Here is a 23,972-nt window from a genome sequence, read left to right as displayed (position 1 = left end):
CTGTCTATGCGCCTGCTTCGCAAAGCGTCTTGCCGAACAACAAACGCCCGCGCAGATGCGATACATCCGTGCGGTTCTGAATCAGCTCGAAGTACCACGCGCCGTCTTTCACGTCGCCGTATAGCACCGCGCCGATCACACGTCCCGCCTGCAGCACCACCCGCTTGTAGACGCCGCGGCGCGGATCGCGCAACACGAGGTCTTCGCTATCGTCGCCGCCGATGAAATCGCCCGCGGAATACAGGTCCACGCCCGTGACCTTGAGCTTCGTCGCGGTTGCGCGCTGCACATAACGCCGATGCCCCGCCCCCGCGAGATGCGCGCCCGCCACGCGCGCCTGATCCCAGATCGGCGCAACGAGACCAAACGTGGCGGAACGATGCTGCACGCATTCGCCGACCGCATACACGCGCGGATCGTAGGTCTGGAGCGTATCGTCGACGACGATCGCGCGATCGCAATGCAAGCCTGCTGCTTTCGCGAGCGCGATATTCGGGCGCACGCCAGCGGTCATCACGACAAGGTCCGCGTCGATTTGCGTGCCATCGGCGAAGCGTACGGCGCGCACGCGCTCGTCGCCGATAATCTCCGTCGTCTGTGCGGCCATCACGAAACGCAGGCCCTTTTCTTCGAGCGAACGCCTGAGCAGAGCCGCCGCGCTCGCATCGAGCTGACGGTCCATCAGGCTGTCGCTCGCGTGAACGACCGTCACCGACATGCCCTGCCGCTGCAAGCCGTTCGCAGCTTCCAGCCCGAGCAAGCCGCCGCCGACGATCACCGCATGACGATGATCGCGCGCCGCTTCGAGCATTGTTTCGACATCGTGTATATCGCGGAATGCAATTACGCCACGCAGATCGCAACCGGGCACCGGAATGATGAACGGTTTCGATCCCGTCGCGATCAGCAGACGATCGTATCGTGCCTCGACGCCCTTCTCCGAACGGACGATGCGCCGCCCGCGATCGATCTCGACGACCGCATCGCCCGCATGCAGCGTGATGCCGTTTGCCGCATACCAGTCGCGCGTATTGATGATGATGTCGTCCATGCGCTTCTCGCCCGCGAGCACCGGCGAAAGCAGAATGCGGTTGTAGTTGCCATGCGGCTCCGCGCCGAAGACGGTGATGTCGTACAGTTCGGGCGCGATCTTCAACAGCTCCTCGACGGTACGCATGCCCGCCATGCCATTGCCGATCACCACGAGCCGCTGACGCGGCAGCACGCCCGCCGCAGCCGCAACCGCGTATTCGGTCTTCATGCCGCGATCCAGACCTTGCCGGCCGCGACGCGCGCGCGATACGCATTCACCGAACGCTCGGGCGCTTCGAGGCATTCGCCCGTGCGCAGATCGAAGTGCTGCTTGTAGATCGGCGACGCGACGACGATGCGCTCACCCACGCTCCCGACGATGCCGCGCGACAACACGGCCGCTTGCGAATGCGGATCGAAGTTGTCGATGGCATACACGGACGAATCACCCGCGACGTGAAACACGGCCACTTGTGCGCCGTTGACGAGCGCGCAGACGCCCGTGTCCGGGACGATGTCGTCGAGTGCGCAGATGGGCGTCCAGTCCTGTTCGATGCGATCGTTCATGGTGTGGTCCTCTCGTTCAGACGGTTTCAACGACTACGGGAATATCGATGCGCTTCATCGTGCGTTCTTCCGGCGTCGCAGGACGAATCTGGCCGCGCTCTTCGACGAAGCGAACGTTCGCATCGCGCTCGTCGCTGTTCACGAAGTGACGGAAGCGCTTGCGCGTATCGGGATCGGTGACGGCCTTCTTCCATTCGTCCTCGTAGCTGTCGACGACATGCTGCATCTCGGCTTCGAGTTCGGCGGCGATATCGAGCTTGTCGTTCACGACGACATCGATCAGATAATCGAGGCCGCCTTCGAGGTTGTCGCGCCATACGCTCGTGCGCTGCAGGCGATCCGCCGTGCGCACATAGAACATCAGGAAGCGGTCGATATAACGCACGAGCGTGTCCTGATCGAGATCCGACGCGAGCAGTTCAGCATGACGCGGCTTCATGCCGCCGTTGCCGCAGACATAGAGATTCCAGCCCTTTTCGGTCGCGATGACGCCGATGTCCTTGCCCTGCGCTTCAGCGCATTCGCGCGTGCAGCCCGACACGCCGAACTTGATCTTGTGCGGCGTGCGCAGGCCCTTGTAGCGGTTTTCCAGTTCGACCGCGAGCCCGACCGAATCGCCGACGCCATAGCGGCACCACGTCGAACCGACGCAGGATTTCACCGTGCGCAGCGCCTTGCCATAGGCATGTCCCGACTCGAAGCCCGCTGCGATCAACTCTTCCCAGATGAGCGGCAGTTGCTCGACGCGCGCGCCGAACATGTCGACACGCTGACCGCCGGTGATCTTCGTATAGAGACCGTATTTCTTCGCAATCTGCCCCACGGCGATGAGGCCATCCGGCGTCACTTCGCCGCCCGGCATGCGCGGCACCACCGAGTACGTGCCGTCGCGCTGGATATTGGCGAGGTAGTAGTCGTTCGAATCCTGCAGGCTCGCGTGCTCTTTCTTCAGCACGAATTCGTTCCAGCACGAAGCGAGAATGTTAGCGACGGCCGGCTTGCAGATATCGCAGCCGAGTCCTTTGCCATGCTTCGCAAGCAGCGAAGCGAACGTGCGATGCCCTTCCACGCGCGCAATGTGATACAGCTCCTGCCGCGAATACGGGAAGTGCTCGCAGAGATGGTTGTTCACGGCAAGTCCCTGACGCGCCATCTCCGACTTCATCACCTGCGTGACGAGCGGCACACAGCCGCCGCATGACGCACCCGCTTTGCACGCGCTCTTCAAAGCGCCGATACTCGTTGCGCCCGCGCACACGGCCGCGCAGATTTCAGCTTTGCTCACGTTGTTGCACGAGCAAATCTGCGCGGCATCGGGCAATGCTTCTACGCCGAGCGCAGGTCGCGCCTTGCCGTCGCTTTGCGGAAGGATCAGGAACTCGGGCGCTTCAGGCAGCTCGATCTTGTTCAGCATCATTTGCAGCAGCGTGCCGTATTCGGCTGCATCGCCGACCATCACGCCGCCCAGCAGATACTTGCCGCAACCGGACACGACGAGCTTCTTATACACCTGCTTGCGCTCGTCGCTGAATTGATAAGAACGGCTGCCCGTCGTCTTGCCGTGTGCATCGCCGATGCTTGCGACATCCACGCCCATCAGCTTGAGTTTCGTGCTCATGTCCGCGCCGGCGAACGCGGCTTCGTCGCCCATCAATCGTTTTGCGACGATGCGCGCCATGTCGTAGCCCGGCGCGACCAATCCGAACAACTGGCCCTGCCACAACGCGCATTCTCCGATGGCGTAGATGTCCGCATCGCTCGTGCGGCATTCGTCATCGATGACGATGCCGCCGCGCGGACCGATCTCGAGTCCCGCTGCACGCGCGATGTCGTCGCGCGGACGAATGCCCGCCGAGAACACGATCATGTCCGTGTCGAGATGCCCGCCATCCGCGAAGTTCATGCGATTTACGGCCTCTTCGCCATCGACGATGGCGAGCGTGTTGCGGTTCGTATGCACCGTCACGCCGAGTTCTTCGATCTTGCTGCGCAAGACGCGCCCGCCGCCTTCATCGACTTGCACCGCCATCAGGCGCGGCGCAAATTCGACGACATGCGTGGTCAGCCCCATGTCGCGCAGCGCCTTCGCGGCTTCAAGCCCGAGCAGTCCGCCGCCGATCACCGTGCCTGTTTTCGCGCGGGCGCCGAACGCCTGCATCGCTTCGAGATCTTCTATCGTTCGGTAGACGAAGCATCCATCGCGCTCCCGCCCTTCCACGGGCGGCACGAAGGGATACGAGCCGGTTGCGATCACGAGCTTGTCGTACGCAAGCGTCTCCCCGGTCGATACCGTGACGGTGCGCGCCGCGCGATCAATCGACGTGGCCTTCGCGTTCAGCTTCAGCGCATAACCGCTGCGCTCGAAGAAACCCTCTTCGACGAGCGAAAGATCGTCCGCGGACTTGCCCGCGAAGAACTCCGACAGATGCACGCGATCGTATGCGGCACGCGGCTCTTCGCACACGACGGTGACGTGCAGCGCATCGTTGCTGCTCTGCGCGAGACACTCGAGGAACTTGTGGCCGACCATGCCGTGGCCGATGACGACGATTTTCATGACTGGACCTTGCTTCAGTGGGCGACGCTGTTATTGACGGCGAGTGCGCTTTCGCGCAGCGCGGCTTCGCGCGCCTTGTGTTCGGGGGAGAAGCGCACGGCGAGCGCACACAGCGCCGAACCGGCGACGAGCACGCCGAGCAGCGACAACGTCTGCTGCACATCGCCGACGCCTTTCATCAGAAAGCCCGCCGCCACCGCGCCGACGTTGCCGCCCGCGCCGATCACGCCTGCCACGCCGCCGAGCGCCTTGCGGTCGATGAACGGCACGAGCGCATACGTCGCGCCGCAGGCCATGTGCGTGAAGAGACCGAACACGAGCATCGCGATGATGGCGAGCGCCGCGCTGCCCGCATGCGCAAAGGCATAGAGTCCGATGCCTTCGCCCGCGATCAGCGCGAACAGCAGCGTCGCGCGAATATCCAGGCCGCGTTTCGCGGCGGCCTTGTCGGAAAGCCAGCCGCCCAGCGCGCGAGCGAACAGCGCAAGCAGTCCGAAGCTGCCCGCCGCCATGCCCGCTTCGCCGAGCGTGAGCTTGAAGTGATCGACGTAGTACACGGCCGCGATGTTATGAATGAACACTTCGACGCCGAAGCACGCGCCATAGGTCACGAAGAGCATCCACACGCGATAGTTCGTGCAGGCGGTGACGAAGCTGGCCCAGCCGCCTTTCTTGCCGCCGTCGATAGCTATGCCCGCACGGCGCAACTCCGCGAAATCGCCTTGCGGGCAGTCCTGCGTATAGCGCCAGTAGAAGAACGCCATGACCGGCATCGCGATGCCCGGCACGATGAGCGCGATGCGCCATGCCGATGCCTCGCCCGCACCCAGCACGATCGCCGCGGCGACGAGAAGCGGCACGATGGCCTGCGCCGCGCCCGCGCCCGCATTGCCCCAGCCGGCGGTCGTCGCGTTCGCGGTGCCGACGACGTTCGGCGCGAACATCACCGACGTGTGGTACTGCGTGATGACGAAGCTCGCGCCGATTGCGCCAATCGCGAGACGGCACCAGAGGAAGCTGTCATATCCCGTCGACAGCGCCGCGCCGATCACGGGCAACGCACCGGCGAGCAACAGCGCGCTATACACCTTGCGCGGGCCGAAGCGGTCGCACATCGGGCCGACGACGAGACGCACGAGAATGGTCACCGCCACCGCCGCGATGTTGATGTTCGCGATCTGGTCCGCGTTCAAGCCATATTCACGCTTGATGAGCGGCATCAGCGGCGCGCATGCGAACCATGCGAAGAAGCATACGAAGAACGCCATCCACGTGAGATGAAACGCGCGCATCGGCGCACTGTGCATGCTGAAGAGATCGATCCGGGTGGCTTTATCCATTCTCTTGGTCGCAAAAAGAAAGGCGTCCCGCGCACCGGGCCTTTCGAGCCAGATGCGGGGGACGCCGTTGTCCAATGCCCGTCTGGCTCAATGAAGCCGGGGCGCTATGTTCAGGACGGATCGCCGTTGATCCGATGGCAGGACTAAAGGCAAGGCCTATGCCATGCGAGCTGCATCGGGCTGAGAGCCCTATGCGGCATGGCTTAGCGCGATGCGTGCACTGAGCGCGGGCATCGCATTCACGCAGCTTTGTGATGCGACGCGGCACAGGCGTGGTGCGACGCAGCACTGATGACGTGCGGTGGTCGACTGAGTATCCGAAATTTGTACCATCCGGTTAGCCCGTTCGACGATCACCCGATGGAGGCATCCACGCGCCGCACGCGTGCGTCTCGCGCATGATCGGTGCGCATTCGCGATAAGGACATGCCGTAGAGCCTTATCGCGCTGAAATGGCCCGCTTATTGCATTGCTGGAAGTGCCACCAGCAACGGCGCTGGCGGCAACGCAAGAACATGGAACTCAGGACAATGGCGTCCCTCGTGCCCGACACGAGCGGACGCTTTGCGTGTTCGCCGGGTCGAACCGTCTCCCGATACAAGCAAACACGACACGACGATGACCTCCGGAAAAGTCACCCTTCTCAGTGCAGGCCCCGGCGATCTCGACCTGCTGACGATCCGCGCCGCGAAAACGCTCGCCGCCGCCGATGTCCTGCTCGTCGACGATCTCGCCAACGCGGACATCGTGACGCTCGCGCCGCAAGCTCGCGTGATTCGCGTGGGCAAGCGCGGCGGCTGCAAGTCCACGCCGCAAGCGTTCATTCAGCGCCTCATGCTGCGTTATGCGCGAAAGGGGCTGCACGTGGTGCGCGCGAAGGGCGGCGACGCGCTGCTGTTTGGCCGCGCGGGCGAAGAGATCGCCGCCTTGCGCGATGCGGGGATCACGGTCGATATCGTGAACGGCGTGTCGTCGGGATTCGCGGCGGCGGCGGGCCTGGGCATTTCGCTCACGCATCGCGATCATTGTCAGGGCGTGACGTTCGTCACCGCGCACATGCAGGATCACAGCGAGCCGGACTGGCGCGCACTCGCGGCCACCGGCATGACGCTCGCGATCTACATGGGCATGAGCCGCATCGCCGGCATCGCGCGGGCCTTGCTCGACGCGCTGCCCGCGACGACGCCAGCGGCGGTCGTGCAGCACGCGGGATCGTCGAAGGAGAAGCGGCTCGTGACGACGCTCGGGCGTCTCGCCGACGATGCAGCCGCCGCCCGCCTCGGCAGCCCCGCCGTGATTTTCGTGGGCGCGGCGATAGGCGAAGCCGTCGAATTTTCGGCGCAGCGCGAACGCCAGGGTCACGGCATGGCGCACGCGGCATGATCCGCGTGATTCGGCCTATGCCATTCGGCCAGATGTTCAGCGAAGGTGCATCGCGCTAAATTCCAACGAACCGATACACCTCTAAACGCCTCACGATGCTTCGCGTTCTTCTCGTCACCGACACCGACAAGCCCATCGGCGATCTGCGCGACCAGCTCGCGCGTCTCGGCTACGAGATGCTCGCGGAAGCCGCCGCGCCTGCTCAGCTGCACGCAGCCGTGGAGAGTCAGAAGCCGGACGTCGTCATCATCGATACGGACTCGCCTTCGCGCGACACGCTCGAACAGCTCGCGGTGATGAACAAGGCCGCGCCGCGTCCCGTGCTGATGTTCAGCAACGACGCGGACCAGCAGTTCATCCGCGCAGCGGTCGGTGCGGGCGTGACCGCCTATTCCGTCGAAGGTCTCGCGCCAGAGCGGCTCGCGCCGATCATCGAAGTCGCGCTTGCCCGCTTCGCGCATGAAACGCAGTTGCGTCAGCGGCTCGAGCAAGTCGAAAGCGAGCTGGCGGAACGCAAGGTCATCGACCGGGCGAAGCGGCTCCTGATGGAACGGCGCGGCATGTCGGAGAACGACGCCTACGCCACCCTACGCAAGCGCGCGATGGATCAGGGCGTGAAAGTCGCCGAGATCGCGCGCCAGCTTCTTTCGCTTGCCGACCTGCTGCGGTAATCAAGAACCCCGAGCATCCATGAATTCGCCTGTCACGCTTCCTTCCGCCAGCCTCACGCCCGAACGCCCGCACGTGCGGCTCGGCTTCGTCGCCCTGAGCGATGCCGCGCCGCTCGCCGCCGCCGCTTTGCGCGACATGGGGCGGCGGCATGGCATCAGCATCGAACTGTGCCGGCAGCCCTCGTGGGCGGCGGTGCGCGACAAGCTGCTGTCGGGCGAACTCGACGCCGCTCACGCGCTGTACGGCCTCGTCTACGGCGTGCAATTGGGCATCGGCGGGCCGCAGGCGGACATGGCCGTGCTGATGGTGCTCAACCGCAACGGTCAGGCGATCACGCTGTCGAATCCGCTCGCCGACGCCATCGAGCGGGGCGCGAGCGTGAAGGACGCACTGGCGTCGCTCGGACGCCCGCCGGTGCTCGCGCAGACGTTCCCGACCGGCACGCACGCGATGTGGCTCTACTACTGGCTCGCGACGCAGGGCGTGCATCCGCTTTCGGACGTGCGGAGTGTCGTGATTCCGCCGCCGCGCATGGCCGATGCGCTCGTCGAAGGCGCGCTCGACGGCTTCTGCGCGGGCGAACCGTGGCATGCGGTGGCCGAGGCGCGCGGCGCGGGACGCACGGTCGTCCATACGAGCGAGATCTGGCCGGATCACCCGGAGAAAGTGCTCGCGTGCCGGCGGGATTTCGTCGCGCTGTATCCGAACACGGCGCGCGCGCTCGTTCGCACGATGCTCGACGCATGCGAATGGGTGGATGCACAGGAGCATCGGCTGGAAATTGCGGACGCACTGGCGGCGTCCGGCTTGCTCGGCGTGCCGCGTGAGCTGATCGCGTCGCGGCTCGGGCCTGTCGAGGGCGTCGCGCCGCTGCGTTTCTTCGACGGCGGCGCGGTGAACTATCCGCGCGCGTCCGACGGCCTGTGGTTCATCACGCAGTATCGTCGATGGGGCATGCTTTCAGGCGATGGCGACGACGACGCCGTCGCCGCAGCCGTCAACCAGACCGCGCTGTATGCGCAGGCGGCGCGGGAAGCAGGCGTCGCGCTTCCCGCCGAGCGTCGAATTTCGACGTTGTGCGACGGCCGCGTATGGGACGGCAGCGACGCGAAGGCGTATCTCGTCGGGTTCGACATGCGCGCATAGGAGCGTCGATGCCGCGCCGACCGCCTACCATTAGGGTTGCCATGCAGCGATCCTGAAACGGAGGTGCGCCATGCAACTGCTCGCCATCGGCATCGAGAAGCCGGACAACACCAACTTCATTCTCGGCCAGTCGCATTTCATCAAGACGGTCGAAGACCTGCACGAGACGCTCGTCGGCGCGGTGCCGGGCATCCGCTTCGGTCTCGCTTTCTGCGAGGCATCGGGCAAACGGCTCGTGCGCGCGTCGGGCACCGACGAGGGTCTCGTCGGGCTGGCCACGCGCAATGCTGAGAACATCGGCGCGGGGCATAGCTTCATCATCGTTCTCGGCGATGGCTTCTTCCCCGTCAACGTGCTCAATGCGGTCAAGGCGGTGCCCGAGGTCTGCCGCGTGTTCTGCGCGACGGCGAATCCGACGCAAGTGCTCGTCGCGCAGACGGACCAGGGGCGCGGGATCATCGGCGTGGTGGACGGACTGCCGCCGCTCGGCGTCGAAAGCGCGGACGACGTGCGGTGGCGGAAGGACCTGCTGCGGCAGATCGGGTATAAGGCTTGAGGGCTTGAGGGCTTGAGGGCTTCTGACGGGCCGGGCGGGCGCGATTGACAGGCGTCCCCGGAGCCGTCGTGCAACCGACCGGAGCCGCGCCTTGACTTGCCTGCGCAAATCGCGAGAATGAGGCCCCGCCCGAAGCCGGGCGGCATCGGCCAGCGAGCGCCCCGTCGCGGGCGGCGGAACGGGCCGCCCCGGGCGTTTTCCCTCGCGATGCGCGACATCATGGACAATATCGGGATGCGGTGCGCTTGCGCCCAACAATTTCGCGAGGCGGCAGCGCATCCGGAACAGCATCCACGGCGATCGGCCCGATTTCAGCCGATGCGCCACCGAACACGCCCACCGGCGCCGCTCCGAGGATAAGGTCGTCCCCGGAGCGGTCGACAAGAACACAGGAGCATCACACATGACCGACATGAATCCGTCCTTCTTCGGCCGGCTGTCCATTGCCTTCGGCGCCTTCTTCGGCATCCTCGGCAACAGCAATTTCGCGGGCCGCGTCCAGCGGCTGCGCGAAACACAACATGCGCCGGAAGCGCCGGACACGCACGTCCCGACGCCCGCGGCAGCCCCGGTCGCGACGCCCGCGCCATCGCCGCTGACGGAAGCGAACCCGGTCGCCGCGCTCCAGTTGCTGGGTCTTTTGCAACGGGACGCGCGCTTCATCGATTTCGTCGAAGAAGACATCGCCAATTACGGCGACGCGGACATCGGCGCGGCTGCGCGACTCGTCCACGATGGCTGCCGCGCCGTGCTGCGCGAGCATTTCACGATTAGGCCGGTGCGCAGCGAAGCCGAAGGCAGCCGCATCACCCTGCCCGATGGCTTCGACGCGAGCGCCGTGCGGCTCACGGGCAACGTCGTCGGCAAGCCGCCGTTCAACGGAAGCCTCAGCCATCGCGGCTGGAAGGTCGAGGAAACGCGCCTGCCGAAGCTCGCGCAGACGCATGACGCGAGCATCGTCGCGCCCGCCGAGGTGGAGCTATGAGCGATTACAACGAACCGCATCGCGAACAGGCTCGCTTTTCGATCGGCGTCGATCTCGGCACGACGCATTGCGCGCTGTCGTACGTCGACATGTCCGCGAGCGACGGCGAAAAGACCACGCAAGGCGTGCTCTCGATCGCGCAACTCACCGCGCCCGGCGCCGCCGAAGAGCGCGAGTTGCTGCCGTCGTTTCTTTATCTCCCCCATGCGAACGAACTCGCGCCGGGCGATCTCACACTACCGTGGACGCAGGAGCGGCCGTACATCGTCGGGGAACTGGCGCGCAGCCGTGGCGCGGGCACGCCGATCCGCCTCGTGTCGAGCGCGAAAAGCTGGCTCTGTCATCCCGGCGTGGATCGCCGCGCGGCGATTCTTCCCGCCGATGCGCCCGAGGAAGTCGAGCGCGTGTCGCCGCTCGAAAGCTCGGTGCGCTATCTGACGCATCTGCGCGAGGCGTGGAACTACGCGCATCCGGATGCGCCGTTCGATCAGCAGGACGTCACGGTGACGATCCCCGCCTCGTTCGATCCCGCCGCACGCGAGTTGACCGCCGAAGCGGCAGCGACCGCCGGCTACGGCCGCATGACGCTGCTCGAAGAGCCGCAAGCCGCGCTGTATAGCTGGATTCAGAAGTCCGCTGGCGGCTGGCGCAAGCAGGTCCGGGTGGGCGATGTGATTCTCGTCGTCGATGTCGGCGGCGGCACGACCGACCTGTCGCTGATCGCGGTCGTCGAGCGCGAAGGCAATCTCGAACTGCATCGCGTGGCGGTCGGCGAGCACATCCTGCTCGGCGGCGACAACATGGATCTCGCGCTGGCGCACGTCGTCGCGCGCAAGCTGGCGACGCAAGGCACGCAGCCCGATCCGTGGCAACTGCGCGCGCTCACCTACGCGTGCCGTTCGGCGAAGGAAACGCTGCTGTCCGATCCGAACACCGACACCGTGCCGCTCGTGGTGCCGAGCCGCGGGTCCAAGCTGATCGGCGGATCGCTGCGCACCGAGCTCACGCGCGCCGAACTGACGCAGATTCTGCTCGAAGGCTTCTTCCCTCACGTCGATGCCGCCGCGCGTCCCGTCAGCCGTGCGCGCGTGGGTCTGACGCAGCTCGGCCTGCCGTACGCGCAGGACGCCGCCGTGACACGTCACCTTGCCGCGTTCCTCGGCCGTCAGGTGAATGCGCTCGCGGAAGTGGAAGGCTTGCAGCACGAGACGCCCGCCGGCGCCACCCTGCTTCACCCGACTGCCGTGCTGTTCAACGGCGGCGTGTTCAAGTCGCCTTTGCTGGTCGAGCGCGTGATGACCACGCTCAACGCGTGGCTCGCCGCCGAGAACGCGCCCGCCGCGCGGCTGCTCGAAGGCGCGGACCTCGATCTCGCGGTCGCACGCGGAGCCGCTTATTACGGCTACGTGCGGCGCGGCAAGGGCGTGCGGATTCGCGGCGGCACGGCGCGGGCCTATTACATCGCGGTCGAATCGGCGATGCCGGCGGTTCCCGGCCTCGAGCCGCCGGTGCAGGCGCTATGCGTCGCGCCGTTCGGCATGGAAGAAGGCACCGAAGCCGCGTTGCCGGCGCAGGAGTTCGGGCTCGTCGTCGGGGAGCCGGTGCGGTTCCGCTTCTTCGGGTCGTCGGTGCGCCGGCAGGACACCGTCGGCACGCTGCTCGATTACTGGCAGCCGGATGAATTGCAGGAACTCGAGGAAATCGAAGCATCGCTGCCGACCGAAGGCCGCACGCCTGGCGAAGTCGTGCCCGTCAGGCTGCACGCCCGCGTGACCGAAGCCGGCACGCTAGAACTCGAAGCGCTGCCGCGCAATTCGCCTGAACGCTGGAAAGTCGAATTCGATGTGCGCGGCAGCGTCGGCGCGGATCAGGGCATGGGCCTGTAAGTGTCCGCCGCGCGCAAGAAGAAGCCAGTGCAGGCGCGCTTTCGCGTCGGCATCGATCTCGGCACGAGCAATACGGTCGTCGCTTACGCGGCGTCCGGCTCGAACGATATCCGCATCTTCGAGGTCGATCAGTTGATCGCCGCCGGCGAGGTCGCGGCGCAACCGCTGCTGCCGTCATTGCGTTATCACTTCGCGCCGGGCGAACTCAAGTCCGAAGACCTGCAATTGCCGTGGGGCGAGATGGAAGCGCCTGCCGTCATCGGCAGGTTCGCGCGGACGCTCGGCGCGCAGGCGCCGGGGCGGCTCGTATCGAGCGCGAAAAGCTGGCTGTCGCACGCGGCGGTCGATCGCCTCGCGCCCATTCTCCCGTGGGGCGCGGGCGACGACATCGAAAAGATTTCGCCCGTGGTCGCCAGTGCGAGCTATCTGGCGCATGTCCACGCGGCGTGGAACGAGCGCTTCCCCGACGCGCCGCTCGATGCGCAGGACGTCGTGCTGACCGTGCCCGCTTCCTTTGACGAAGGCGCGCGCGCCCTCACCCTCGAAGCGGCGAAGATGGCGGGCCTCGAAACGCTGCGACTGCTGGAAGAGCCGCAAGCCGCGTTTTATGACTGGCTGTTTCATCATCGTGAGACGCTGGGCGATGAACTCGCCGATACGCGGCTCGTGCTGATCTGCGATGTCGGCGGCGGCACCACCGATCTCACGCTCATTCAGGTCGAAGCCAACGCCAACGCCGGCGGTGAGCCGCTGCTGACGCGCATCGGCGTCGGCAACCATCTGATGCTCGGCGGCGACAACATGGACCTTGCGCTCGCGCATCTCGTCGAGAAGCGGCTCGCGGGCGATGACGGGCGTCTGTCCGCTGCGCGTTTGTCGCAACTCGTCGAACGCTGCCGCGCGGCAAAGGAGCAATTGCTGGATGAACACGCGCCGGCGTCCACGTCGATCACGCTGCTCGGCGCGGGATCGAAGCTGATCGGCGGCGCGCGCTCGGCGGAAGTGACGCGCGAGGAGATCGAGCGGATCATCGTCGAGGGCTTTTTTCCGCTGGTGTCGGGCAACGAGCGGCCAGGGCGGGCGCGCGGCGGGCTCGTGGAGTTCGGGCTGCCGTATGCGAGCGATCCGGCCATCACGCGCCATGTCGCCGCGTTCCTGGCCCAACACGCGACGCAGGCGCGCGAGGCGTTGCACGGCGATGAGCCAGCGGACGCGGCGCAAAAAAGCGGCGCGGATGCACGAGAGGCACCCCCGCTCGCCGTCCCCGACACCCTGCTCCTGAACGGCGGCGTCTTTCGCGCCGGGCCGCTTGCACGGCGCATCGCCGATACGCTCGGCAGCTGGCGCGGCGCCCCCGTCCACGTGCTCGCCAACGACCATCCCGACGTGGCCGTCGCGCGCGGTGCGGTCGCCTATGCGCTCGCGCGTGCGGGCCATGCGCCGAAGATCGGCGGCGGATCGGCACGCAGCTATTTCCTGCTGCTCGACGAGGAAGGCGACGCCACGCGCGGCGTCTGCGTGCTGCCACGCGGCACCGAGGAAGGCCAGCCGATTCATCTCGCCGATCGCACCTTCGCGCTGAGGCTCGGCTCGCCGGTGCGCTTTCACCTCGTCTCGTCAGTGGCGGATACCGCGTACAAGGCGGGCGAAATCGCGGACGTGAGCGCATCGGCGGGCGACTTCGTGCGCCTGCCGCCGATCGCCACCATCGTCGATGCGCGCGGTGAGGCGAGCGCCGGTGCGAACGCCAGACCGCGCGAGACGCCCGTGCAACTGACGACATCGCTGACCGAAGTCGGCACGCTGGAAATGCATTGCATCGCCATCGACGATCCCGCGAAACGCTGGCTCCTCGAATTCCAGCTACGCCGCGACGAACCGAACGCCGACGCGATGCAGACGCAACCGCAGACGCATCCAGCCTTGCCGAAGGCCATCGAACTGATCGACCGGACCTTCGGCACGCGCGCGAAGGACGTTAGTCCCAAGGAAGTGAAGCGCCTGCGCGCGCATCTGGAAGAGGCGCTCGGCCCGCGCGACACGTGGGACATCGCGCTGCTGCGCGAACTCTTCGGCGCGCTGTGGGACCGCGCGAAGAAACGCCGGCGCACCGCCGATCACGAGCGGCTGTGGCTCAATCTCGCGGGCTACTGCATGCGGCCGGGCTTCGGACATCCGCTCGACGAATGGCGCGTCGAGCAGTTGTGGACGCTTTTCGATCAGGGCATTCAGTACGTCAACGAAAACCAGGTCTGGTCGGAATGGTGGACGCTCTGGCGCCGCGCCGCCGGCGGTCTCGACGAAGCCGCGCAGTTGCGCCTGCTCGACGACATGGCATTCTTCCTTCAGCCGCCCGGCGCGAGCCGTTACCGCCGTGCGGCGGGTGCGGCCCGCGCGGGTTACGAGGACATGGTGAGGCTCGCGGCATCGCTGGAGCGCGTGCCGGTCGAACGCAAGATTGAGGCGGGCGAGTGGCTGCTCACGCGCCTGAAGAAGCCGTCGGAGAACTTGCAAAGCTGGTGGGCGGTCGGACGCATCGGCGCGCGGCAGCCGTTTTATGGCAGCGCGCATGGCGTCGTGCCACCGGGCATCGCCGAGGCGTGGCTGAAGACGATCCTCGCGCTCGACTGGAAAAAGGTCGAGCCGGCGGCGTTCGCGGCCGTGCAGATCGCGCGCATGACGGGCGACCGCTCCCGCGACGTGTCCGACGAAGCTCGCGCCGCCGTCATCGAACGACTGGAGACGATGGGCGCGGCGCAGTCGTGGATCGCGATGGTTCGCGAGACTGTCGCGCTGGATCGCGCCGACGAAGGCCGCGTGTTCGGCGAAACGCTGCCGGCGGGTCTGAAGCTGATCGGCTGAAGTATCCGCTGTGAAGCGGCGGCTATAAAGCGGCGACTATGAAGCGGCGGCGGGCCGGATCGAAATGCTTCGCTGTCAGAAGCTTTTTCATGCACCCGCCCGCGATCGCTTGAATAGCGGCTACCCGCATCCTATGGTTATCAGTGTGTCGCTTCGACACTTACTGAAGGAGGTCCCTCATGCCATCGCCACGCAAGGCCCAGGCGAGCCATCCCGCCGAAACGGAAATGTCCAGCCGCAAGAAGACAGCCGGCAGCAAAGCGTCCACCGCCAAAAGCACGGGCGCCAAGGAAACCAGCGTCACGAAACGCACGACCAAGGCCAAACCGAAGTCGTGAGCATGCGCTGACCGCGCGGCGCCCGCGTTGCGCCGGGCATCGATCGTGGCTGTCCTTCGAAACGGCGAGCACCTTGTCAAGCGCTCGCCGTTCGGCATTTCTGCGCACCGCCCGCTCGCGCACAGCACCCGAAAAGCGCGCCGCTCGGCAAAAAAGACGTTTCTATCCGATCGCCGTAGCCTAAAGTAGTTATTCCCTCCGCTTTCGCCCGACCGGGCCCCGACGATGGCCGTTCCGCAACGCGCCGCCACCGTGCGCACCCGAGGCATGCTCGCCGCCGCCGCGCGTGAAGCCGGCGCGAGCCTCGTGCGCAATCTGTCGATTCCCGCGCCGTTCGCCGACGCAGCGCTCGAAGCGCAATTTCTCGAAGATCACAGCCAGCGGTTCTGCGCGTTCCGGCGCGCATCGGCGCTGCTCGCGCTCGTCATCTGGACGTGCTTCCTGTGGTGGGATTTCAGCTTCGTGCGTGGCAACAAGGCGCTCAACGTGCGCCTCGCCGACATCCTCGCGCTGCGGTTCGCGGGCGTCGCGCTCCTGATTTGCGTCGGCTTTCTGGTGCTGCGGCCGTCGTTCAGATCGCACGCGATGGCGCACCGGGTCATCCTCACCGGCATCTACGGCCTGCTGTGCCTCATTCTGACGATGGTCGCCATCACGCCCGCGCCCTATAACTACACGCAGTATTTCATCGGCCTGTATCTGGCGCTCTTCTTCCAGTTCAGCTTCTTCTACCTGCGCTCGCGGCTCGCGCTGATGGTCGGCGTCGTCACGATGGCGGCGGTCGTGTTCCTGCAGATCACCGTGCGCCTGCTCAATCCGGAGGACTTCTTCGCGGGCCTCTTCTATATGTTCAACGTGGTCGTCGTGGGCCACGGCGTCTGCGCGCACGCCGAGCGGGTATCGCGCGAACGCTATCTGACCGAGCGCGCGCTCGCGTCGCTCAACGACGAACTGCGCTCCGCGAACGGCTCGCTCGAGCGCAAGAACCGCGAACTCGAAGTGTCGAAGAAGGATCAGGAGACCAAGACGCACGCGCTGCTCGCCTTGCGCGAACAACAGATGATCGCCGCGCAGACCGCGAGCCGCGAGAAGTCGAACTTCCTGGCCGCCGCGACGCACGACCTTCGCCAGCCGATGCACGCGCTCAACCTGTTCTTGCAGGCCGCCGCCGAAGCCATCCGCAACGGCGAGTTCGCGCAGGCCGAGCGGCTGATCGACGAATGCGGGCGTTCGTCGGTGATCCTCGCGCGGCTGTTGAACGCGGTGCTGGACCTGTCGCGGCTGGAATCGGGGCGCGTTGTGCCGCGCTACCACGTGTTCGACGTGCGGGAGATCGTCGAGGAAGCAGCCGAGCAGTTGCGCCCGTTCGCGGCGAGCCGCGGTGTCGACCTGCGCTTGCGTCTGCCGAAAGACGACGCCGTCTGCGTGCGCAGCGATTCGCACTGGCTGTGCCGTGCGGTTGCGAATCTGGTGTCGAACGGCATCAAGTACGCCGACACGGGCAAGCAGACGAAGCCGACGGTCATCGTCGGCGTGGTGCGATCGCCGACGCGTGCGCGCATCGACGTGCTCGACAACGGCATCGGCATTCCGGCCGATTATTTCGACGCGATCTTTCAGCCGTTCTTTCAGCTCGACAACCCGGAGCACGATCGCGACAAGGGTCTGGGGCTGGGGCTGTCGATCGTCAACGCGGTCGTGTCGATGCTGGACGAGCATCGCATCGAGCTGAAATCCGCCGAGGGGCGCGGCTCGCGTTTTTCGCTGGAGATGCCGCAGTGCGGGCCATCACCCGACACGCCTGCGGGCCGTGCGCCGGCGCGCCCGGAGGCGGCGGAAGCGGCGCAACTGGAGGGGCGTTACGTGTTGCTCGTGGAAGACGATGGACTCGTGCGCGCGTCCACCGAAGCGCTGCTGGCGCAATGGGGCGTGCTCTACGACTCCGCCGCGACCTTCGAGGAATACGAGGAGATTCTCGCGACGATCGAACGCTTCCCCGACCTCATCATCACCGATTACCGGCTGCGCGACTTCAAGACGGCGCGCGAAGTCGCGATGCTCGCCGCGCTCAGGCTCGGGCGCGCGTGCGCTTGCCTCGTCGTGACCGGCGAACCGGCGGCGACCATCGTGCCGCTCGCCTGTGAACACGACGTGCTGAGCAAGCCGGTGAGTCCTGCCGAATTGCGGCGCGAGATGGTGTCGCTCATCGCCGGGAACTAGCTTTTCGCAGCCGCGAGACGCGCGCCGAACCATTCGCGCAGCGCTTCGACTTCTTCCATGCAGACCGTGTGCGCCATCGGATAGGTATGCCAGTCGACTGCGCACCCCAGTTCGCGTGCGAACTCGCAGGCGTCCTGGCCAAGCTGCACGTCGAGCACGTCGTCGAAAGCGCCGTGGGCCGCAAAGACCGGCGCATGGCGGTTCGCCTCGCTGATCGACGCATCGATCAAACCTTTCGACGGGATGTAGCCCGACAGCACGATCAAGCCCGCGAGCCGCTCCGGATGCGTAAGCCCCGCCTGATAGGTCATCGCGCCGCCCTGCGAGAAGCCCGCGAGAAAGATGCGCTCGGAGGCGATGCCGCGCCGGTTCTGCTCCGCGATCAGCGCGCGCACGCTTTTCACCGACGCGTCGATGCCCGCCTCGTCCACGCGTCTCACGATGCCCTCGAAGGAGAGAATGTCGTACCACGCGCGCATCACGTAGCCGTTGTTCGCGGTCACGGCGATTTCCGGCGCGTTGGGGAACACGAAGCGCACGGCGGGGGCATCGGCGAGGCGCAGTTCGGGCACGAGCGGCACGAAGTCGTTGGCGTCCGCGCCGAGGCCGTGCATGAGGATCACGGCGAACTCGGGATTCGGCGCGGTTTCGATTTCGACGGTCGATGGTGAATCGGTCATGCGGACTCCGTATGCCTCAGATGATCGGGACGAGCATCTGCACGATGCCCACGATGGATATCAGCCACACCAGCGACCGGACGAACGGCACGCCCGCCGCATACAGCGGCACATAGACGAGCCGCGCGACGAAATAGGTCAGCGCGCCGGAATGCGTGAGCGCGTTCTCGCGTCCGGTCACATGGACGATCAGCACAGCGATCGCGAACACGGGCAGCGTTTCGAAGAGATTGGCCTGCGCGCGCATCAGGCGGCCAGTCAGCTTGCCGGGCGGCGGCGCGGGGCCATCGCGCGGGCCGGCGTTGTAGCGGATGCCCGTCTCGCGGTTGCGCACGAACGCGGGCAACAGCACTTGCACCAGGGCGAGGACGAGCGTCCACGCGAGCATGGTCAGTTCAAAGGTCATCGGGGCTCCGGGGCGGGTGGCGTGGCGGCGTCCATTCTGTCATGTGCGCAGTGCGCGTGCCCGGGGCGGCGGGTCATCCGGCGGACGTCACCGCCGCCGCTTGCGCCGCGTCATCGAGCGCCAGGTCATGCCTCGCGCGCTGCTCGAAGCGGTCGCCGGTGTCGGCGTAGTCCCATCGTTCGACGACGACGCGCCGCCCGGCGGCATCGCTTGCATCGGCGCAATAGCGAATGACGTTCACCGAATTGCCGATGCTTCCCCGCGTCCGCGACGACAGCGCCGTCCCCGCCTGCACCGCCCATAGCCGGCGCGGCAGATTGGCGAACGTATCGTGGAGCGGCAACACATACGGCAAGTGAATATGCCCGCCGACGATCAGATCCGCGCCCGCTCGCGCCCAGCGCGGCACCGCGCGCTCGCGTCCGTGCAGCAGATTGTCTTCGTCCTGCGCACGCGTGACGAAGACCGGCTGATGCGTCACGACGATCCGCAATTGCCGTGCAGTCGCCGACTCGAGCCGCGCCGAGACGCGCTTCACCTGCTGCATCGACACTTCGCCGTCCGTGTGCCGATACGGCCGCGTCGTGTTGACGCCCAGCACCATCACATCGCGCGATTCGAACGACGGCTCCAGTTCCGCGCCGAACGCGCGCTGATGATTCGCGTACGGCTGGAAGCATCGCGCGAACAGGTTGAAGAGCGGGATGTCGTGATTGCCGGGCACGACGAGCGCGGGCGTCGCGCCGAGCGTATCGAAGAACGCGCGCGCAGCCGCGAACTGGCGCTTGCGGGCGCGCTGCGTGATGTCGCCGGAGACGATCACGAGATCGGGCGGCATCGTCTCGATGAGACGGGACAGCGCCGCGACCACCCGAGGCTGCTCGGTGCCGAAATGCGGATCGGAAATCTGCAGCAGCAAGGTCATGAGCGATTGGCTTCCGCCACGGCGGGTTCAGGCTTCAGGAGCAGGAGCGGCTTTTCGGACACGCGGAATTCGAGCGGCAAGTCGAGCCACGCGATTTCGCCATCGGTCGCGATCTTGATGCGGCGGCGCTTGTCCTTCGGCCGCGTTGGCCGCGCCACGGTGATGCGGTCGAAGGTGAAGCTCATCACGTGGTCCGAATCGCTCAGGCGCCCCGCTGCTCCGCGCAGCGTGAGAATCAAATGCGCGAGCCGGCCAACGGGCCGAGGCGCAATCGCGACTAGCAAGTCATATTCCACGGCCTTCGCCTCGGCCATCCCGATCTGCTCCAGCTGCAATCGATTATTGCCGACGAACAACGTCGACGAACGCACTTCGCGCGTGCGTCCCTCATGCTCGATATGCAGGCGCAAATGCCGATGCCGCCGCAGCAGCGTGAAGAGCGCCGACCACATCGCGACCAGACGGCTGCGCCCGAACTGCTGCTTGTATGTCTCGCGATCTTCGAGCAGCTTCGGATAGAGGCCGAGACTCGCATTGACGATGAACATGCGGTCGTTCACATAGCCGACTTGCACCGGATAGGCGCGCGCTTCGAGCAGGAGTTTCGTGGATGCGTCGAGATCGGCGGGAATGCCGTGATCGCGGCTGAAGTAATTGAAGGTGCCGCGCGGCAGCACGGCGAACGGCACGCCCGCCGTGAGCGCCGCTTCGGCCACCGTGCAAAGCGTGCCATCGCCGCCCGCGCCGACGAGCACGCCGTCGTCGGCGCGAGCGCGCTCGGCGGCTTTGCGCGCGGTCGCGGCGAGTTCGCGTGGATCGGTGACAACGGATAGATCGAAGCGGCGGCCGGCTCCGCCCAGCTCGCGTTCGAGGACGGCGCGGGTTTCATCGACCTGTTTGCGGCCCGAGCCCGCGTTCATCACGACGAAAAACGGCGCGCCGGGCGAAAGCGCACGTGCGCGTTGCTCGCTTTGTGCAATCGGGGCGGCGTCGGTGGATTCGGCGGGCAAGTTCATCGGCAGCGCTCCTTGCGGTCGTCGCGTGTTTGCGCGCGCCGGCGAGGTAGCCGGCGAACCCTGCCGATTATAACGATACGCTTACAGTTTCAGCGCAAGCCGAACGTTCGATGCGATGTTCAGGTGTGTTCGCCGCGAATGTAGTACTCGAGTTGCTGAATGGTGAACTGCTGTTCGGAGATGATGTTCTTCACCAGATCGCCGATGGAGATCATGCCGACGAGCTTGCCGTTGTCGATCACCGGAAGATGGCGCATGCGCTTGTCGGTCATGAGCGCCATGCAGTCGTCCGTGGTCTGGTCGGGGCGCACGTAACGCACGTGCGAAGTCATGATGTCGCGCACCGGCGTTTCTTTCGATGACCGGTCCATCAGCACGACTTTGCGCGCGTAGTCGCGCTCGGTCATGATGCCGACGATTTCCTCGCCCTGCGTGACGAGCACCGCGCCGATGTGCTTGTCGGCCATGAGCTTGATCGCGTCGTAGACCGGCGACGTCTCGGCGACTGTATAGACCGTCTGGTCCGGTTTTGCATTGAGCACTTCTGCGACTGTTGCCATCGACCGCCTCCGTTGGCTTCGCGTGTTCGCCGGCCCGGCGATGGCCGGTGAGCGCGCGCTTCGTTGTATCCGCGATGCGTTGCTGCGCCTGCTGTCGAGCGTAAGGCTTCCGGCTCGATGCCTTCATCGGCATTAACCCGACCATTCGGGAAAAAGTATAGATCAAGCCCGACGGCGGCATACGCGCTTTGCCCGACTTCAGTTTCGCCGAACCATGCCGCTAATCAGGCATCGCGCGGAAAAAGCAGCAAGCCGCGAACGCCGTGCGCCCTGCGCGCGGACCCGCCACTGATTGCATGCGGCGGAACCAGGCGCGCGCGCCCGCTTCCGCCCACAAAGAGGACAAGATGAGCAATTCACAGCAGGATATCGAGCAGCGCGTGCGGCTCGCGGGCAGCAACATGTTCGAGTTGCTCCTGTTCAGACTCGGCGAGGCGCCGGGCTCGGAGCAGCGGGAGCTTTACGGCATCAATGTATTCAAGGTGCGCGAAATTCTGGCGATGCCGTCGATCACGGCCGTCGCCGGATCGAGCGAGGAAATTCTGGGCGTCGCGGATATTCGCGGGCAGATCATCCCCGTGATCGATCTGGCGCGCATCACCGGATGCCGTCCGAAGAACGGGCCGAAGATTCTCCTCGTCACCGAGTTTGCGCGCACGACGCAGGGTTTCGCGGTCGAGGAAGTCGACGATATCGTGCGGCTCGAGTGGAATCAGGTGTTGTCGGCGGAATCGCATTCGGGCGGACGCACGGTGACCAGCTTCGCGCGGCTGGACGGCAATGTCGACGGGACGCGGCTCGCTCAAGTGCTGGATGTCGAGCGCATCGTGCGCGAGGTGTTGCCGGGGCAGGACGTGGATATCACCGAGGCGAGCACCGGCCGTCTCCAGTTGAAACCCGGCGCACGCGTGCTCGCAGCGGACGATTCCGGCGTCGCGCGGGCGCTGATCGAGCAGAGCCTGACCGCGATGGGCGTTCCTTTCGTGATGACGAAAACGGGACAAGAGGCGTGGGAAGTGCTCGAAGCGGCGCTCGACAAGGCGCGCAAGTACGGCACCGATGTGTCCGACGAAATCGCGCTCGTGCTGACCGATCTGGAAATGCCGGAAATGGATGGCTTCACGCTGACCCGGCGCATCAAGGCGGATACCGGCTTGCAGCGCATTCCGGTGGTGATTCACTCGTCGCTGTCAGGGTCGGCGAACGAGCAGCACGTGCGCAAGGTCGGTGCGAACGCGTATGTATCGAAATTCGTGGCGTCGGAGCTTGCCAGCGTGATGCGCGGCGCGCTCGTCGACGCGGGCTGAAATGCATCGGCGCACGGTGCGCACAGACCTTTTGAGTCTGCTGCAACGGGCGCCGAATGGGTCGCTTCAGTCTTCAGGGCCGGAGGATAATCCGGCCAGACCGGTTCGATCAGTGACCGAAGTAGATCGAGTTCGTGCTGTTGGTCCCTTGCGAGCGGTTGCCCGACTGAGCCAGGGAGTCGCGGGAACCGCCGAACGCGTTGGCGTCGATGCCGTGCGCGTGTTCTTCAGCAGCGATGGCTTGCGCGCTCGGGCCTTGTTGCGAAGCCGGTGCGCCGACAGCCGGACGGTAGGACGGAGCCGGACCGTAGCCGCTCGCAAAAGCGGGCGCGGCGATCGAGGCGGAAACAGCGATAAGCAGGGTAGCGATCAGATTGCGTTTCATGGTGTGCTCCAAAGACGGTAGACGTTCGTGTCAGAAAGCGCCGCAGCGGATGGCGAGAAACTGTCTGCTACGTCGATGGAATGCAGTGTATACCCCTACTATCGTTTTTTTATCCCGATACCATTCAATACACTTTTCACCGTGCGCCAACAATCGCTGGCCGCACGAATGTGCTGAAATCGCGCTTTGCCACACGGTATAAGGCTCTCGGGGTCGAATGCACGCGCCATTGCTTGCCCGTCGTTACGCGGGGACAGAACAACGTTTTCGCGCATCGGGGTGCGCAACCGGGTGTTCAGTGAACGAGGCGCTGCATGAGGTTGACCAGCGTCGCGGGCGAGTTGCCCTTCTGGCAGTAGGCGTCGAACCCTGCATGCAGGCCTTGCGGGCGCACCAGTTCCTCGCCGAGCGCAGTGAACGCGATGATGCCCGCGTCGCGCGTCCGGGCAATGCGCCGGAGCACGCGCGCGGTCGCGAAACCGTCGTGCTCGGGCATGCTGATATCGAGGATGACGATGTGCGGCACCCAGCCGTCGATGGCGTGCAGCGCGTCGACGCCGGAAAGCGCGACGCGTGTATCGAAACCATCCGCGGTCAAGGCCGCGGCCAGGGCTTCCGCGCTGGAAGCGTTGTCATCGACAACCAGGATGCGCCAGTTCTGGACCTCCACGTCGACGCTGCGGTTCGTCCACACGGCGCAATGAGGGGAATACAAGTTCACGGACATGGCGATTCGATGAATGGATCGCCCGCCATACAGCACGTTTCGCGCCTGACTTCGATTTCCCTTTCAGGCGTTGCTTTCGTTCTTGCTCTTGCGGCGCTTCGCCGGCGTATCCTCTTCCTGCTCGCGCAGACGCGCGTTGGCTTCGACGAGCGAGGCCGCATCGCGCTGGCGCAGCGCCAGGTCGAGTTCGCCGATTGCCGCCAGAAGCGACTCGCGCGTGGCGCCGTCGAACGCTTCGTCGCCGCGTTGCGCGACCCGCCGCGCTTCCTTGTCGAGCCGCTTGAACAGCTTCGCGCCGAAGCGCGTGTCCACCGCGCCGTCGCGCGCCAGCGCCGCGAGCACCGAAGAAAGGCGTATCAGTCCCGCTGCCGTCGTTTGTGTCACGCCGTCAAGATCGTCCAGATCATCCACCGCGCTTCTCC

22 protein-coding genes are annotated in these 23,972 nt (G+C 65.7%); 10 read left to right on the top strand and 12 right to left on the bottom strand.

From position 1 onward, the window contains the following. Positions 1-4: 4 nt before the first annotated feature. Genes AB6804_RS17315 through AB6804_RS17300 form a run of 4 tightly spaced genes read right to left on the bottom strand, consistent with a single transcriptional unit; the run spans position 5 to position 5,496 of the window. Positions 5-1,261 (bottom strand): NAD(P)/FAD-dependent oxidoreductase, encoded by a 1,257-nt coding sequence (locus AB6804_RS17315; protein WP_370887485.1) that lies wholly within the window; start codon positions 1,259-1,261, stop codon positions 5-7. After that, a complete protein-coding gene (gene nirD / locus AB6804_RS17310; RefSeq protein WP_035968466.1) occupies positions 1,258-1,599 on the bottom strand; it encodes a nitrite reductase small subunit NirD in 342 nt (113 codons plus the stop codon). The genes AB6804_RS17315 and nirD overlap by 4 nt, the downstream gene beginning before the upstream one ends. 16 nt (positions 1,600-1,615) lie before the next feature. Further along, the gene (gene nirB, locus AB6804_RS17305) at positions 1,616-4,156 is read right to left on the bottom strand and encodes a nitrite reductase large subunit NirB (RefSeq protein WP_370887484.1); all 2,541 of its coding nucleotides are present in this window, start codon (positions 4,154-4,156) and stop codon (positions 1,616-1,618) included. Positions 4,157-4,170: 14 nt separating this feature from the next. Further along, positions 4,171-5,496 (bottom strand): MFS transporter, encoded by a 1,326-nt coding sequence (locus AB6804_RS17300; RefSeq protein ID WP_370887483.1) that lies wholly within the window; start codon positions 5,494-5,496, stop codon positions 4,171-4,173. Between the two features lie 618 nt (positions 5,497-6,114). Here AB6804_RS17300 and cobA point away from each other — a divergent pair. The 9 genes from cobA (at position 6,115) to AB6804_RS17255 (ending at position 17,544) form a co-directional block, all read left to right on the top strand. After that, positions 6,115-6,879 (top strand): uroporphyrinogen-III C-methyltransferase, encoded by a 765-nt coding sequence (gene cobA, locus AB6804_RS17295; protein WP_370887482.1) that lies wholly within the window; start codon positions 6,115-6,117, stop codon positions 6,877-6,879. 95 nt (positions 6,880-6,974) lie between these two features. Beyond that, positions 6,975-7,550 carry an ANTAR domain-containing response regulator gene (locus AB6804_RS17290; RefSeq protein ID WP_370887481.1) on the top strand — a complete coding sequence of 192 codons (576 nt, stop codon included), beginning with the start codon at positions 6,975-6,977 and terminating at the stop codon, positions 7,548-7,550. A 19-nt stretch (positions 7,551-7,569) separates the two neighbouring features. Next, a complete protein-coding gene (locus AB6804_RS17285) occupies positions 7,570-8,697 on the top strand; it encodes a CmpA/NrtA family ABC transporter substrate-binding protein (protein WP_370887480.1) in 1,128 nt (375 codons plus the stop codon). Between the two features lie 70 nt (positions 8,698-8,767). Further along, on the top strand, positions 8,768-9,253 hold the full coding sequence (locus AB6804_RS17280) for an adenosine-specific kinase (RefSeq protein ID WP_370887479.1): 486 nt from the start codon (positions 8,768-8,770) through the stop codon (positions 9,251-9,253). 403 nt (positions 9,254-9,656) lie between these two features. Continuing rightward, positions 9,657-10,238: a DUF2760 domain-containing protein gene (locus tag AB6804_RS17275; RefSeq protein ID WP_370887478.1), complete on the top strand. Its 582-nt coding sequence runs from the start codon at positions 9,657-9,659 to the stop codon at positions 10,236-10,238. Further along, positions 10,235-12,124 carry an Hsp70 family protein gene (locus tag AB6804_RS17270; RefSeq protein WP_370887477.1) on the top strand — a complete coding sequence of 630 codons (1,890 nt, stop codon included), beginning with the start codon at positions 10,235-10,237 and terminating at the stop codon, positions 12,122-12,124. The genes AB6804_RS17275 and AB6804_RS17270 overlap by 4 nt, the downstream gene beginning before the upstream one ends. Then, positions 12,125-14,986, top strand: coding sequence for an Hsp70 family protein (locus AB6804_RS17265; RefSeq protein ID WP_370887476.1), 2,862 nt, complete (start codon positions 12,125-12,127; stop codon positions 14,984-14,986). 179 nt (positions 14,987-15,165) lie between these two features. After that, positions 15,166-15,324, top strand: a complete 159-nt coding sequence (locus AB6804_RS17260) for a hypothetical protein (RefSeq protein ID WP_370887475.1) — start codon at positions 15,166-15,168, stop codon at positions 15,322-15,324. Positions 15,325-15,549: 225 nt separating this feature from the next. After that, entirely contained in the window at positions 15,550-17,544 is a 1,995-nt protein-coding gene (locus tag AB6804_RS17255; RefSeq protein ID WP_370887474.1) for a hybrid sensor histidine kinase/response regulator, read from the top strand. Here the strand turns inward: AB6804_RS17255 and AB6804_RS17250 are convergent. The 5 genes from AB6804_RS17250 to AB6804_RS17230 form a co-directional block, all read right to left on the bottom strand. After that, entirely contained in the window at positions 17,541-18,224 is a 684-nt protein-coding gene (locus AB6804_RS17250) for an alpha/beta hydrolase (RefSeq protein WP_370887473.1), read from the bottom strand. The genes AB6804_RS17255 and AB6804_RS17250 overlap by 4 nt on opposite strands. A 16-nt stretch (positions 18,225-18,240) precedes the next feature. After that, complete coding sequence (locus AB6804_RS17245) at positions 18,241-18,630, bottom strand: MAPEG family protein (RefSeq protein ID WP_370887472.1); 390 nt, start codon at positions 18,628-18,630, stop codon at positions 18,241-18,243. Between the two features lie 73 nt (positions 18,631-18,703). After that, the gene (locus AB6804_RS17240; protein ID WP_370887471.1) at positions 18,704-19,555 is read right to left on the bottom strand and encodes a metallophosphoesterase; all 852 of its coding nucleotides are present in this window, start codon (positions 19,553-19,555) and stop codon (positions 18,704-18,706) included. Beyond that, complete coding sequence (locus AB6804_RS17235) at positions 19,552-20,571, bottom strand: diacylglycerol kinase family protein (protein ID WP_370887470.1); 1,020 nt, start codon at positions 20,569-20,571, stop codon at positions 19,552-19,554. Before AB6804_RS17235 ends, AB6804_RS17240 begins: the two co-directional genes overlap by 4 nt. A 119-nt stretch (positions 20,572-20,690) precedes the next feature. Beyond that, positions 20,691-21,131, bottom strand: a complete 441-nt coding sequence (locus AB6804_RS17230) for a CBS domain-containing protein (protein ID WP_370887469.1) — start codon at positions 21,129-21,131, stop codon at positions 20,691-20,693. A 347-nt stretch (positions 21,132-21,478) separates the two neighbouring features. On the opposite strand from AB6804_RS17230, the gene AB6804_RS17225 reads away from it, so the two are divergent. Beyond that, entirely contained in the window at positions 21,479-22,438 is a 960-nt protein-coding gene (locus AB6804_RS17225; protein ID WP_370887468.1) for a chemotaxis protein, read from the top strand. 109 nt (positions 22,439-22,547) lie between these two features. Here the strand turns inward: AB6804_RS17225 and AB6804_RS17220 are convergent, their stop codons facing one another. From AB6804_RS17220 to AB6804_RS17210, 3 genes are all read right to left on the bottom strand, one after another. Further along, positions 22,548-22,823, bottom strand: coding sequence for a hypothetical protein (locus tag AB6804_RS17220; protein ID WP_370887467.1), 276 nt, complete (start codon positions 22,821-22,823; stop codon positions 22,548-22,550). A gap of 295 nt (positions 22,824-23,118) precedes the next feature. Continuing rightward, positions 23,119-23,517 carry a response regulator gene (locus AB6804_RS17215; protein WP_370887466.1) on the bottom strand — a complete coding sequence of 133 codons (399 nt, stop codon included), beginning with the start codon at positions 23,515-23,517 and terminating at the stop codon, positions 23,119-23,121. 96 nt (positions 23,518-23,613) lie between these two features. After that, entirely contained in the window at positions 23,614-23,961 is a 348-nt protein-coding gene (locus AB6804_RS17210; RefSeq protein ID WP_370887465.1) for a hypothetical protein, read from the bottom strand. Positions 23,962-23,972: the final 11 nt, after the last annotated feature.

The sequence above is a fragment of the Caballeronia sp. RCC_10 genome (assembly GCF_041360715.1).
Taxonomy (GTDB): domain Bacteria; phylum Pseudomonadota; class Gammaproteobacteria; order Burkholderiales; family Burkholderiaceae; genus Caballeronia; species Caballeronia grimmiae.
The sequence above is the reverse complement of the archived record's forward strand: the minus strand, read 5'-3'. Positions and strand labels throughout refer to the sequence as shown.

What these genes read in the sequence shown, in the direction of transcription:
- AB6804_RS17315 (WP_370887485.1), bottom strand. Translation starts at nt 1,261, where the DNA reads ATGAAGACCGAATACGCGGTTGCGGCTGCGGCGGGCGTGCTGCCGCGT.
- nirD (WP_035968466.1), bottom strand. Translation starts at nt 1,599, where the DNA reads ATGAACGATCGCATCGAACAGGACTGGACGCCCATCTGCGCACTCGAC.
- nirB (WP_370887484.1), bottom strand. Translation starts at nt 4,156, where the DNA reads ATGAAAATCGTCGTCATCGGCCACGGCATGGTCGGCCACAAGTTCCTC.
- AB6804_RS17300 (WP_370887483.1), bottom strand. Translation starts at nt 5,496, where the DNA reads ATGGATAAAGCCACCCGGATCGATCTCTTCAGCATGCACAGTGCGCCG.
- cobA (WP_370887482.1), top strand. Translation starts at nt 6,115, where the DNA reads ATGACCTCCGGAAAAGTCACCCTTCTCAGTGCAGGCCCCGGCGATCTC.
- AB6804_RS17290 (WP_370887481.1), top strand. Translation starts at nt 6,975, where the DNA reads ATGCTTCGCGTTCTTCTCGTCACCGACACCGACAAGCCCATCGGCGAT.
- AB6804_RS17285 (WP_370887480.1), top strand. Translation starts at nt 7,570, where the DNA reads ATGAATTCGCCTGTCACGCTTCCTTCCGCCAGCCTCACGCCCGAACGC.
- AB6804_RS17280 (WP_370887479.1), top strand. Translation starts at nt 8,768, where the DNA reads ATGCAACTGCTCGCCATCGGCATCGAGAAGCCGGACAACACCAACTTC.
- AB6804_RS17275 (WP_370887478.1), top strand. Translation starts at nt 9,657, where the DNA reads ATGACCGACATGAATCCGTCCTTCTTCGGCCGGCTGTCCATTGCCTTC.
- AB6804_RS17270 (WP_370887477.1), top strand. Translation starts at nt 10,235, where the DNA reads ATGAGCGATTACAACGAACCGCATCGCGAACAGGCTCGCTTTTCGATC.
- AB6804_RS17260 (WP_370887475.1), top strand. Translation starts at nt 15,166, where the DNA reads ATGCCATCGCCACGCAAGGCCCAGGCGAGCCATCCCGCCGAAACGGAA.
- AB6804_RS17255 (WP_370887474.1), top strand. Translation starts at nt 15,550, where the DNA reads ATGGCCGTTCCGCAACGCGCCGCCACCGTGCGCACCCGAGGCATGCTC.
- AB6804_RS17250 (WP_370887473.1), bottom strand. Translation starts at nt 18,224, where the DNA reads ATGACCGATTCACCATCGACCGTCGAAATCGAAACCGCGCCGAATCCC.
- AB6804_RS17245 (WP_370887472.1), bottom strand. Translation starts at nt 18,630, where the DNA reads ATGACCTTTGAACTGACCATGCTCGCGTGGACGCTCGTCCTCGCCCTG.
- AB6804_RS17240 (WP_370887471.1), bottom strand. Translation starts at nt 19,555, where the DNA reads ATGACCTTGCTGCTGCAGATTTCCGATCCGCATTTCGGCACCGAGCAG.
- AB6804_RS17235 (WP_370887470.1), bottom strand. Translation starts at nt 20,571, where the DNA reads ATGAACTTGCCCGCCGAATCCACCGACGCCGCCCCGATTGCACAAAGC.
- AB6804_RS17230 (WP_370887469.1), bottom strand. Translation starts at nt 21,131, where the DNA reads ATGGCAACAGTCGCAGAAGTGCTCAATGCAAAACCGGACCAGACGGTC.
- AB6804_RS17225 (WP_370887468.1), top strand. Translation starts at nt 21,479, where the DNA reads ATGAGCAATTCACAGCAGGATATCGAGCAGCGCGTGCGGCTCGCGGGC.
- AB6804_RS17220 (WP_370887467.1), bottom strand. Translation starts at nt 22,823, where the DNA reads ATGAAACGCAATCTGATCGCTACCCTGCTTATCGCTGTTTCCGCCTCG.